The organism is uncultured Marinobacter sp., from assembly GCF_963974375.1.
In the GTDB taxonomy this organism is placed as follows: domain Bacteria; phylum Pseudomonadota; class Gammaproteobacteria; order Pseudomonadales; family Oleiphilaceae; genus Marinobacter.
In genome coordinates, this window is record NZ_CAXBDN010000125.1 from 1 (window position 1) to 11,713 (window position 11,713).

At 58.7% G+C, this 11,713-nt stretch carries 9 protein-coding genes; 4 read left to right on the forward strand and 5 right to left on the reverse strand.

Annotated elements, in window-relative coordinates:
* A partial coding sequence (locus tag AAC035_RS11770; RefSeq protein WP_339804272.1) for a cryptochrome/photolyase family protein occupies positions 1-1,008 on the reverse strand: 1,008 nt, incomplete at its 3' end.
* Positions 1,009-1,303: 295 nt separating this feature from the next.
* Between AAC035_RS11770 and hemN the strand changes: the two genes are divergently transcribed.
* Entirely contained in the window at positions 1,304-2,716 is a 1,413-nt protein-coding gene (hemN, locus tag AAC035_RS11775) for an oxygen-independent coproporphyrinogen III oxidase (protein ID WP_339804275.1), read from the forward strand.
* Positions 2,717-3,084: 368 nt separating this feature from the next.
* On the opposite strand, the gene AAC035_RS11780 is transcribed toward hemN, so the two are convergent.
* Complete coding sequence (locus AAC035_RS11780; RefSeq protein WP_339804278.1) at positions 3,085-5,091, reverse strand: methyl-accepting chemotaxis protein; 2,007 nt, start codon at positions 5,089-5,091, stop codon at positions 3,085-3,087.
* Between the two features lie 277 nt (positions 5,092-5,368).
* On the opposite strand from AAC035_RS11780, the gene AAC035_RS11785 reads away from it, so the two are divergent.
* The 3 genes from AAC035_RS11785 to AAC035_RS11795 all read left to right on the forward strand — a co-directional run bounded on the left by AAC035_RS11785 (position 5,369) and on the right by AAC035_RS11795 (position 8,529).
* A complete protein-coding gene (locus tag AAC035_RS11785; protein ID WP_339804283.1) occupies positions 5,369-6,364 on the forward strand; it encodes a peptidase U32 family protein in 996 nt (331 codons plus the stop codon).
* A 12-nt stretch (positions 6,365-6,376) separates the two neighbouring features.
* Complete coding sequence (locus tag AAC035_RS11790) at positions 6,377-7,270, forward strand: U32 family peptidase (RefSeq protein WP_339804285.1); 894 nt, start codon at positions 6,377-6,379, stop codon at positions 7,268-7,270.
* Positions 7,271-7,557: 287 nt separating this feature from the next.
* Positions 7,558-8,529 carry a bile acid:sodium symporter gene (locus AAC035_RS11795; RefSeq protein ID WP_339804291.1) on the forward strand — a complete coding sequence of 324 codons (972 nt, stop codon included), beginning with the start codon at positions 7,558-7,560 and terminating at the stop codon, positions 8,527-8,529.
* A 36-nt stretch (positions 8,530-8,565) separates the two neighbouring features.
* On the opposite strand, the gene AAC035_RS11800 is transcribed toward AAC035_RS11795, so the two are convergent.
* The 3 genes from AAC035_RS11800 to AAC035_RS11810 form a co-directional block, all read right to left on the reverse strand.
* Positions 8,566-9,018, reverse strand: coding sequence for an SCP2 sterol-binding domain-containing protein (locus tag AAC035_RS11800; protein ID WP_339804295.1), 453 nt, complete (start codon positions 9,016-9,018; stop codon positions 8,566-8,568).
* 248 nt (positions 9,019-9,266) lie between these two features.
* Positions 9,267-9,926 (reverse strand): two-component system response regulator NarL, encoded by a 660-nt coding sequence (gene narL / locus AAC035_RS11805; RefSeq protein ID WP_339804298.1) that lies wholly within the window; start codon positions 9,924-9,926, stop codon positions 9,267-9,269.
* Positions 9,927-9,974: 48 nt separating this feature from the next.
* The coding region (locus tag AAC035_RS11810; protein WP_339804302.1) for an ATP-binding protein at positions 9,975-11,713 on the reverse strand (1,739 nt) is incomplete at its 5' end.

Genomic DNA, 11,713 nt, shown 5'->3' on the forward strand with positions numbered 1-11,713 from the left:
GCGCTGGTTGCCGAGTCGGTTCTCGCGGGCGTAGTCCGGCATGTTCAGCCAGTAGATGCCGCGGACGTATTCCCGCCAGCCGATGATCTGGCGGATAAATCCCTCAACGGCATTCAGCGGCGCCTGGCCCCGGTACCAGGCGCTGGCGGCAGCTTCACAGACGGCGAGCGGGTCCAGCAGGCCGCAGTTCAGGTAGGGTGAAAGAATGGCATGAAACAGCCAGTCTTCCTGTTCGGACATGGCATCCTGATAGTCACCGAAACAGGGCAGGGCGAATTCGATAAAGTGATCCAGGGCCTCTTCTGCACCTGCTGCGGAGACAGCAAAGTGAAAGTCATCGGTGGTGCCGAAGTGCTCTGGAAAGTTCCGGTTCACCAGGTCGATGACCTCCCGGGTGATAGCGTCCGGTTCCTGCCGGTAGGGGGCGGGTGCCGGCGGCTTGCCGGTCCACTTGCGGCGATTGTCCGCATCAAAGTTCCACTGCCCGCCTTCCGGTTGGCCTTCGGGGGTCATCAACAGCCCGGTCTGGCGGCGCATGTCCCGGTAGAAATACTCCATTCGCAGCTGTTTGCGGCCGTTGGCCCAGTCAGCAAACTGATCCTTGCTGGCGATAAACCGGGTATCCGGAAGAATCTCGACGGTAATACCCAGGCGCTGATGCCACTGACCGATCTGTTCGTGCAATCGCCATTCGCCGCACTCGGTGGTGATCAGCCGCTCGGGCTTGTGACGTTCTACCTGTTCGGCCACCACCGCTTCAAGGCTCTGGTGAGTGCTGTCGGGATCGTAACGGTGGTAGTGCAGTTGCCAGCCACGGGCTTTCAGTTCTTCAGCAAAGTGGCGCATTGCACTGAAGACCAACACCAGCTTTTTCTTGTGGTGGCGGGCGTAGCTGGCCTCGTCATGGACCTCCGCCATGACCAGCCGATCCACCGCCGGATCGGCGTTGGTCAGGGCACTCAGGTTATGGCTGAGCTGGTCACCCAGGATCAGAATCATATTGGCCATGGCTGCTCCGGATGCGCTGACAATTGGCTGGCAAGGAGCGGAAGGCTCCCTTAAGGGGTAGGCAGGATACGCCAGCAGGGCAAGGGTGGTTCACGACGGCAACGGGTATCCTGTTGCCAGGTCCCGGGTCTGTTCGCATTTCAAGCTGATCCGCATCAAAAATCCGCCAGCCCGGCTGCACTACAATGCGGCTCATACGACCAGATGGCTGCGTGAGTCTGCTGAAAGTGCGTTCTTTCCAGACTGCCGGACAGCCCGGACATTCTGCCTCATCCAGATCACCGGAAGACTGACTATGGCCTTGCCAAAAACCGTTATTAATGAAAACTCACCGGCCTTCATCTGGGATGAGGCGCTGATCAGCCGTTACGACCTGAGTGGTCCGCGATATACCTCCTACCCCACGGCGGTGGAGTTTCACGGGAATTTCTGGGCCTCTGACATGGAGGCCGCCGCAGTCCGTAGCCGGGCCTCTGGCGGGCCGGTGTCGTTGTACACCCATCTGCCGTTCTGTGCCCACCTGTGTTACTACTGCGCCTGTAACAAAGTTATCACCAAAAAGCGCGACAAGGCCTTGCCGTACGTGCAGCGTCTGCTAAAGGAAGCGGCCATGCAGGCCGCCCTGTTCGGTGCTGAGCGGCCAGTGAGACAGCTGCACTGGGGCGGCGGTACGCCAACGTTTCTGCCTCGGGACGTGATGCGGGAACTGATGGCCGGTTATGGCGAGATTTTCAACCTGCAGACCGATGACGACCGCGATTACAGCGTCGAGATTGACCCCCGTGAAGTAGACCAGGATACGCTCGCTACCCTGTGGGAGCTGGGTTTCAACCGCATCAGCCTGGGCGTTCAGGACGTCAATCTGCAGGTTCAGAAAGCAGTAAACCGGGTGCAGCCCCGGGAAATGACGGAGGCTGTGCTCAATGAAGCCCGTCGCCTGGGCTTCCGCTCCATCAACCTGGATCTGATCTACGGACTGCCACACCAGACCCCGGAAAGCTTCGCGGAGACCCTGGAGGCGGTGATCGAGATGTCGCCGGATCGCCTGTCAGTATTCAGCTACGCCCATTTGCCGGAGCGCTTCTACCCGCAGACCCGTATCAAGGACGACACCCTGCCGACGCCCCGGCAGAAGCTGACCATTCTGCACAACACCATCAACCGGTTGCTGGACGCCGGCTACGAGTACATTGGCATGGATCACTTTGCCAAACCCGATGACAGCCTGGCCGTTGCCCAGCGGGAAGGTCGGCTGCACCGGAATTTTCAGGGCTACACCACCCACGCGGATTGCGATCTGGTTTCCCTTGGCGTTTCCGCTATTGGCCAGACCAATGACGCCTACTTCCAGAACAACCACGACCTGCCAGCCTGGGAAGCGGCTATCGACGCCGGTGAACTGGCCGTTATCCGCGGAGTCGAACTGACCGATGACGACCGGTTACGGCGCTGGGTGATCGGCCAGTTGATTTGCCAGTTCCGGCTCGACCGGGAGCAGTTTCAGGGGATGTGGCAACAGGACTTTGATCGCTATTTTGCCGACGAGCTGGCTCGTTTGCATCACATGGCAGATGACGGCCTGATTCGTGACGACGGCCGGGTGCTGCAGGTTCAGCCTTCCGGGAGATTGCTGATCCGGGCTATCTGTCAGATGTTTGATGTCTATCGCAAAGAGGGCGCTTCCCAGCGGTTTTCCCGGATTATCTGAGTTACTCCTGGATTGCCTGGGGGTTTGGTGGCGGCACGGGCCTTCCGGGAGGTCTTTCGCCGCCGCAATTCACGGCCCATCCCTGGGCCGGCCTTGCTCCGGGGCATCCTGCCCCTGCTTTGAAAGACCTCCCAGAAGGCCCATGCTTCTGACTTCGGAAGACAATCCGTGAAAAGAAATGACAAATCACTGATGTGACAGTGCGTGAAATGACGTTGCCTGATCGGTGGCGGGGTGAGGGTGCTTTCGGAGCAGCGCCAGGGATGGCGCGTGAGCATTTCGGGGCAGGATGCCCCTTGAAATGCGGCGGAGAAAGCTCCCTCACTCCGCCGCCAGACTCCAGGCCAGACGCTTGTCCGTAGCCAGCATCAGGCGGGAACCTTGAACTCGTTCGCCAGATCCTGAAGTTGACGGGCCAGACGGGCCTGCTCGCCGGTTACCTGGGTGATTTCCTGGGAGCCGGTCAGGGTCAGAATGGCGGATTCACTGACGGTTTCCATACTGCCTGCCAGTTCGCGGGTTACCGCCACCTGCTGCTCCGAGGCTGTCGCGATCTGGGTAGCCATCCCGGAGATGCTGTTTACGTCACTGAGGATATCGGCAAAGGTCTGCTCCAGGTTTGTGGCCTGCTCACAGGTCTCATTGGCCAGGGCATGGCTTTGGTGGATCGAGCGGCTGGCATCTTCGGTCACCTTCTGAAAGCTCTGAATGATACTCTCGATTTCAGTCGTGGATTCGTGGGTCTGACGGGCCAGCGTCCGGACTTCATCAGCGACCACAGCAAACCCGCGTCCGTGCTCACCCGCCCGTGCGGCTTCAATAGCTGCGTTCAGCGCCAGCAGGTTGGTCTGGTCAGCCACCTGACGGATCACATCGATCATGTTGGTGATTGATCCGCTGCGCTTCTCCAGCTCACTGATGACTTCATTCACGTTCTGCACAGAATCCGCCAGGGTACGAATGCGCCCGACGCTGGCGTGCAACACCTGCTCCCCTGTGCGGCTCTTGTTCATTGCATTGCTGGATGCATCGGCTACCTGCTGGGTGTTGCGGGAGATTTCCTCGGATGTGGCCGACATTTCCTCGGTGGCAGCGGCTACCTGCTCGATGGTCTGTTGCTGGTTCCTGATCTGGTTAGCATTCTGGCCTGCCGTGGAGCTGGTTTCCTCGGTGGCGGTGGCCAACTGGATGCTGGCGCGGTCAATCTGCCTCAGTGCTTCGCCGAATTTTGCGAAGAGTTGGTTGATGGCCTGACCGATACTGCCAAGTTCGTCCCGGGAGGTCACCGGCAGAGGATTGCTGAGATCCTTCTGGTCCATTGCTGCCTGAAGGCCCGCAAGCAGGCTGCGAACCTGGCGGTTGATGGCGGCAGTGATAAGCAGGATCAGCGCCAGCACCACCAGCAGTACACCGCCGGCGATCACGGCTGTTGCAACAAGGCCCGTGCGGGCTGCGTCGAGCACCCCTTGCGTCTCAATGGCAACGCTCTGCAGAATGCCGTGCCGAACCCCGTTGAGGGCTTCGATGCGGTTGGTGGACGCGGTAAACCATTGCTCAGCGTCAAGCTGGCGGATGCCGGACTCACCGCTGTTGAGGATGTTCCGGACCTGTTCCATGGCGGTATTCTGACGGTTATTCAGGGCCGCAATAAGGCTGGCCCGCTCTTCGGCAGACAGCATGTCCGCTGCCATGGCGAGCTGCCCTTCCTGACGTCCCACCAGTTCGGCGAGCTGCACGCTGCGTGGCAGGTCGAATTGACCGGATTGTATGACACTGGCGCCGATAGCCCGCTCACGCCCTGCCATTTCAGTGGCCTCGGAGAGGAAGTGGTAGGCAGACATCCAGCGTACTATGTCAGGGTCCGTTGCCCGACGGATCACCTGACCTTCGCGGGCAATAAGCTCAGCGATAATGGCCGTGTATTCCCGCGCGGAGTCAGCGGCCGTAATACGTTGGTTATCAATATCACGGCGCCGGTCCGGCAGGACCGCCAGTGCCCGGGCGGTTTCAGTCACACTGCTGGTGATCGATTCCGGTAGGTCATGTTCGGCACCCAATCGGGTGAGAGCATCCTGGTAACGCTGGACCGCGGCGTCAGTCTGGCGACGCTGAGCCTGCAGAGCACTGCCGGCATCCGGGTCACGGGTGCCGGCAGCGAAGAACATGGCGGATCGTCCCCGCTCTCTCTGGAGCTGTTCAATCACCGGGTCCCCCAGACGGGCGAGTTCAATCATGCCGGTCAGGGTTCTGGCTTCACGGAGGTTGCTATAACTCTGTTGAATACTGATCACCGCAAACACAAGAATGACCAGTGCCGCCGGAGTGACCAGAGTGAGCAGTTTGCCCCGCATGGAGAGTTGATTGAGTAACGTCATGTTGCAATGCCCTTCTGGTTAACTGTTTGCTTCCTACATTGTAGATAAAATGGCTCTCCCGGCCATTCATCTGGTTAGGTAAGTGAAGGGGTAACTGTCTTTGGTAATGTTATGTTTTTTATTGTTAACACCATGAATTAAAATAAAAAATAGCGCATAGGAATAAATGCTTAGGAGTACTTCTGTTGGGGTATGGAGGCCGGGTTCTGATAACGGTCAAGGTGGTTGCCCGCCGTCCCGCTAGTCTCTGGGATTGTTTTTTCCCGGAGCGATAATCATGGAACTTGTCTGCCCTGCCGGTAGCCTTCCTGCACTGAAAACCGCCGTGGATAACGGTGCCGATGCGGTGTATTTCGGCTTCCGCGACAGCACCAATGCCCGTCAGTTTGCTGGCCTGAACTTCAATGAAAAACGGGCAGCGCAGGGGATTGAGTACGCCCACGCCAAAGGCAGTCGGGTATTCTGCGCCATCAATACCTACCCGCAGCCCGACGGCTGGCAGCACTGGCAAGGCGCTGTCGATCGGGCCGCAGGGCTGGGTGTGGATGCCATCATCCTGGCCGACATGGGGCTGCTGGATTATGCCGCCAACAAATACCCTCATATTCCAAGACACCTGTCTGTTCAGGGCTCCGCCACCAGCTATGAGGCCCTGTCGTTCTACAAGGATAACTTCGACATCCGCCGCGCTGTGCTGCCCCGGGTGCTCTCCCTGGATCAGGTAAGAGGAGTCGCCAAACACAGTCCGGTCGAGCTGGAAGTGTTTGCCTTTGGCAGTCTGTGCATCATGGCGGAAGGCCGCTGTTATCTGTCTTCCTATATCACCGACGAATCCCCCAACACCCGTGGTGCCTGCTCCCCGGCCAAGGCCGTGCGCTGGCAGGAGACCCCCGAGGGGCTTGAATCGCGCCTGAATGATGTCCTGATCGACCGCTATGGCCGTGGTGAATCCGCCGGATACCCCACCTTGTGCAAGGGCCGCTTTGAGGTTGAAGGCAATGTCTACCACGCCATCGAAGAACCGGTCAGCCTGAACACCATGGACTTGCTGCCGCAGCTGCAAGACATGGGCATCAGCGCAGTAAAAATTGAAGGCCGCCAACGCAGCCCGGCCTACATTGCCGATGTTGCCCGTACCTGGCGGCAGGCGCTGGACGAACTGGATGCCCACCCCGGAGCCTTCCATGTCGACCCGGTGTGGCGTAACACCCTGTCTGGTCTTTCTGAAGGCGGCCTGACCACTATCGGCGCCTACCATCGCAAATGGAAATAAGGTTCTGCGATCATGATGAAACTATCCCTGGGCCCGATTCTCTGGTTCTGGTCCAAGCAGAGTGTTTTCGAATTCTACGCCAGGGCGGCTGAATGGCCGGTCGACACGATCTATCTGGGCGAGGTGGTTTGCTCCCGTCGCCGTGAGCTGAAACCCGATGACTGGCTGGGCCTGGCCCGGGACCTGAAAGCCTGCGGCAAGAACGTGGTGCTCTCAACCCTGACCCTGGTTGAATCGGAAGCCGACCTGCGACGTTTACGCCGGTTCTGCGAGCAGGACGAGTTTGTGGTGGAAGCCAACGATCAGAGTGCCCTGCAGGTGGCCATCCGCAACAAGATTCCGTTTATCACCGGTCCGTCCATGAACATCTACAACGTGGCGACCCTGAAAATTCTGGCCAGACAGGGATTGCAGGGCTGGAACCTGCCGGTAGAGCTGGGTAAGGAAACCCTTGGTCAGTTGATCAGTGAGCTAAACCAGGAAGGGCTGGATCTGCCCGCCGAGGTGTTCTCCTGGGGCTTTCTGCCCCTGGCCTGGTCCTCCCGCTGTTTTACCGCCCGCCATTACAACCTGCCCAAAGACAACTGCGAGTTTCGTTGCCTGGACCATCCGGATGGCATGGAACTGCGTTCCCGCGAACATCAGGAGCTGTTCCGGCTTAACGGGGTTTCTACACTTTCTGGCGCCCGCTATGACCTGATGCGGGAACTGCCTGATATGGCGCGCATGGGGGTGTCTACAATCCGGCTGAGCCCGGAACATCAGGGTATGGAGGAAGTGGTACAGCGCTTTGATCAGATGCGCCGGGGTGAAATGCCGGCGACCGACCCGCTGCAGCTGGTGGAAGCACCACCCTGCAACGGATACTGGTATGGCAAGCCCGGGATGGAGCTGGTGGGCCCTTGATCCGGTAGCCGGGCAATCCATCCCGGCTCCTTTCGTTCAGGACTCTGGGTTTTTGGCCCAGCCAGGATTTTCAAGAATGACCTGGAGTGCCGGCAACATGAGGAGAAACCGCTGAGTTCGGGTGTTTCCGGAAAATGCTCAGGCTGCTTGGTGATATTGTCACTGAGCAGCAGCCCCGCTGGCGTTACTCTGCTCATCTTGACTGATTTCCGTCTACAGTCATTGACGAGAAGGGGCGGTATGAGGCCGCTGCATTTTCAGGAAAAGTATCACCGAGAGGAACGTTTATGTGGCCAATACTCGCCTGGATTCAGAAGTATCTGATCTGGAGCATTCCTCTGGCCATGGTGGCCGGGCTAGTTGCCGGCCAGCTGGTTGATCCCTCACCCCTGCGCCTGGCGATTCTGCCCCTGACGTTCCTGATGGTGTACCCGATGATGGTCACCATGAATCTGCGCCAGTTGGTAACGAAGGGCAGTGGCAAACTGTTGTGGGTGACCCAACTGATCAACTTTGTGCTGGTGCCTGCGATCGGCTATGGCGCTGGCCTGCTGTTCTTCCCGGATGAGCCGTTTGCACGCCTGGCGATCCTGCTTACCTCCTTGTTGCCAACTTCGGGCATGACCATCTCCTGGACCGGGTTTGCCAGGGGTAATATACCGGCAGCGGTTCAGATGACGGTGATAGGTCTTATTGCAGGTTCCCTGCTGGCACCGCTGTACCTGAAAGGCCTGTTGGGCGCGGTCATAGAGATTCCCATCGCCAGGGTATTCATGCAGATTGCGCTGATTGTGTTTCTGCCGCTGTTGCTGGGTAATCTGACCCAACGCTATCTGGTATCCAGACATGGCGAGCAGGTATTTCAGAAAGACCTGAAACCGAGATTTCCACCGCTCTCGACGCTGGGCGTGCTGGGCGTGGTGTTTGTGTCTATGGCGCTGAAATCACAGGATATTGTGGAAGAGCCGGGTGCCTTGCTGGGTTATCTGGTGCCCCTGGTGCTGATTTATCTGTTGAACTTTGCCATCAGTACCCTGATTGGCAGGGCATTCTTTCCGCGGGCTGATGCCATCGCGCTGGTGTATGGCACGGTGATGAGGAATCTGTCCATTGCCCTGGCTATTGCCATGGGCGTATTCGGTACGGAAGGTGCCGATGCGGCCCTGCTGATCGCCCTGGCCTATATCGTTCAGGTGCAGGCAGCAGCCTGGTATGTGAAGCTTACCGACAGGCTGTTCGGGCCCGCATTGTCTTCTTGAAGATAGATCCATTGGTGCCTGGTGGAAGATGCTATTTCACGCCAGGCTATCCAGCAAGTTCTTCAGCCTCAGCCCCAACTCGGTATCTCCCTCAATCACCAGACGTCGCTGGAAAAACAGCTGATCCGGGTCCAGGCGCCTTTCGGCCAGTTCCCGAAAGGCGGCCCAGCTGCCGCGGATGGTCGCTTCGCCGGGCCCTTCGAGAACTCGCAAGCGGCCTTGCCAGAATCCGAAAGTGACGCCCAGGTCGCTGCCCTGGATTTCCAGCCGCAATGCGCGCCCTTCAAAGTCATCGAATTCACCTTCTTTAATGGCCCGTGCAAACTGGCGGTTGAGAGGGGCTTCGAGGACCAGTTGTTTCAGTGGAAGTGGCGCGCGCCGGTCCAGTACACCCAGCAGGGGTGCCGGGTCAGGGATCTGCTCCCGAAGTACTGCCAGGGTCTGATTAATGAGCGGACTGGACATGAACGCGGGCAGTGTCGGGGCCATGATGTTCTCCGGTTGTCTGGTGTTTTCTCAGACTAGCGGATGACGTTCAGCTTTGCGTTGATATAAACCAAACGGGAGTCGCCGGGGAGACTGGGGGGCGTGTGCCCTGCTGCCGGGTGGTCTTTCTCCGCCGCATTTTAAGGGGCATCCTGCCCCGAAATGCTAACGCGCCATCCATGGCGCTGCTCCGAAAGACCACCCGGCCACAGAGCACGGGTAGACTTTGTTCTCTGGACCCGTGACAACGCTCAACTCCGATGCAACCCTTCCTCTACCGCCCATACCGCCACTTCAACCCGGGACCGCAGGTTCAGTTTCTTGAGCAGGTGCTTTACATGCACCTTCACCGTGCCGTCACTGATATCCAGCCGGCGGCCAATCATCTTGTTGGAGAGGCCTTCCGCGATCAGTTTCAGAATGTCTTTCTCGCGGGGGGTCAGGCTGTCGAAATTGGGCTGGCTGGCGGCCTGGGGCTTCTGGGAGCGCAACGCCTGGGCCAGCAGGGTAGTCAGCCGGTCGCTGATCACCATTTTGCCTACAGCCGCCTGATGCAGTTGCAGGACCATGTCCTCCGGTTCCATATCTTTCAGCAGATAGCCGTCGGCCCCCGCCCGCAGGGCGGCCACCACATCTTCTTCATGATCCGACACGGTAAAGATCACGATGCGGGAGGAGACCTCCTGCTCACGCATTTTTTTCAGGGCCTCGATGCCGTTCATTTCCGGCATGTTCAGATCCAGCAATACAAGGTCCGGCTCCAGTTCGGTGGCCAGGCGGATGCCGTCCAGGGCGTTGCTGGCTTCACCCACAACCTCCATGTCATTTTCCATTTCAATCAGTTGCCGGATGCCCTGCCTTAGCAACGGGTGGTCATCAATCAGCAGAATACTTGCTGGAGCATCAGTCATAGGGCTTCTCTTTTATGCCGTGTCTTGAGGAAGAGGTAAGGTCCGCCATCAGCCATTGGCGACCTCTGAGGTGATCAGGTGACGGCTTTTGGGTACAAATGTCAGCAATACTTCAACGCCACCGGCTTGGTGATTGCTTACCCGGATTTTTCCGCCCAGGGTGCGGGCCCGGTCCTGCATGATGATCAGACCATAGTGATGGGGTGGATGGTCGCTATCTGGCAAGCCGATGCCATTGTCGGCAATGCGGATCTGAACCTGCGGCGACCGGAACGTGACCTGCACGCTGATGTCGGTCGCTTCGGCGTGTTTGACGGCGTTGGCCAGTGCTTCCCGCACGATCTGCAGGGTATGAATTTCCTCGTTGGGAGACAGGGTCTGTGGTGGCAACCGGAAGTCCAGGCTCACCGGGAATCCCAGCCGGTCCGAAAACTCCTCAACCGTTCGCCGCAGCGCTGTGGCCAGGTCCGGAGTGTCCAGCTTGAGGCGGAAGGTGGTGAGAAGCTCCCGCAGCTGACGATAGGCGCTGTTGAGACCGGTACTGAGTTCTTCCAGTATGTCGCTATGGAGCTGTTGTTGTTCACCCTCCACCTCGACACGACGAAGCCGTGCCACCTGAATTTTCAGGTAGGAGAGCGACTGGGCCAGGGAGTCATGTAATTCCCGAGCAATCACCGCACGTTCTTCCGCCAGTGTCAGTTGCTGTTCTTCGGTGATCTGATTCTCCAGAAATATCGCGGTGGCCAGCTGATCACTCAGGGTTTCCAGCAACCGGCGGGCAATATCCGACAGGCCCTGGGCCGCCGGGTACCAGATTTCCAGCGTGCCCAGCAACTGGTTCGGGGTGCGGATCGGCAGCAGCAGCCGGCGTCCGTCATTACCCTCCAGGGGCAGCTCATCATACTGCTCAGGAGTCACCAGGCAGGCATTGCAGTGGTGGTCCTTGCAATAATAGGGACGGTCTCTGGTGGCGGTGACCACCGCTTCGACCGGATCGCTGGCATTGCGGTCATGGAGATACAGGCGAATGGGGCCTATGCCCAGCAGTTTCTCCAGTTCCTGCAACATGGGGATGGCCCCATCGCAGAGATCATGATTGGCAAACAGGGTCCGGCTGGTCCTGTGCAGCAGCTCCAGGGCGGCGTGGCTTTTTTCAAGCTCTCTGGTCTTTGCCCGGGTCTCGCTCTCCAGTGCTCCGTAGCTCTGGGCCAGTTCCGAGGTCATCTGGTCGAAGGCGGCCCCCAGACGGGACAACTCATCCGTTCCATGCAGGTTTACTTTGCGGGAAAAATCTTTTTCTCCGACAGCGACCGCTATGTTTACCAATTGCCGCAAGGGCTTAAGTACCCGGTTTTTAAGGTCTACAAACAGCGCAATCACGATAACAATGGACAGCACCAGGCTGATGATCTGGATCAGGTGCAGCAGATTGATGCGGGCCTCGGTGCGCTGCTCCAGCATGGTGACAAGTTCGTCCACCTGGGCCACGAAGCTGGCGGTAGTAGCACTCAGGTGGATGTCGACGGGTTGACCGGCCTCCTGTGCCAGCAGTGCCGGCCGCAAGGTGTTGTGCCAGTCATCCAGAATGGTTTGGTAGCGGACGCTGATGGCATGTCCGCTATCGTCAGGTATGGCACGCAACAGGCCAAAGTTTTCAAGCCGGGACTGGTAGTTTTCAGTGCTGGCTGAAAGGGACAGGCCGCTGGCGGTGACCGGTTGCTGGCTGCCGGACAGCGCCAGCAGCTGATAGGCACCCATTCTCAGGGAGCCGGCGATGTTGATGGCGG

What these genes read in the sequence shown, in the direction of transcription:
- hemN (WP_339804275.1), top strand. Translation starts at nt 1,304, where the DNA reads ATGGCCTTGCCAAAAACCGTTATTAATGAAAACTCACCGGCCTTCATC.
- AAC035_RS11780 (WP_339804278.1), bottom strand. Translation starts at nt 5,091, where the DNA reads ATGACGTTACTCAATCAACTCTCCATGCGGGGCAAACTGCTCACTCTG.
- AAC035_RS11785 (WP_339804283.1), top strand. Translation starts at nt 5,369, where the DNA reads ATGGAACTTGTCTGCCCTGCCGGTAGCCTTCCTGCACTGAAAACCGCC.
- AAC035_RS11790 (WP_339804285.1), top strand. Translation starts at nt 6,377, where the DNA reads ATGATGAAACTATCCCTGGGCCCGATTCTCTGGTTCTGGTCCAAGCAG.
- AAC035_RS11795 (WP_339804291.1), top strand. Translation starts at nt 7,558, where the DNA reads ATGTGGCCAATACTCGCCTGGATTCAGAAGTATCTGATCTGGAGCATT.
- AAC035_RS11800 (WP_339804295.1), bottom strand. Translation starts at nt 9,018, where the DNA reads ATGGCCCCGACACTGCCCGCGTTCATGTCCAGTCCGCTCATTAATCAG.
- narL (WP_339804298.1), bottom strand. Translation starts at nt 9,926, where the DNA reads ATGACTGATGCTCCAGCAAGTATTCTGCTGATTGATGACCACCCGTTG.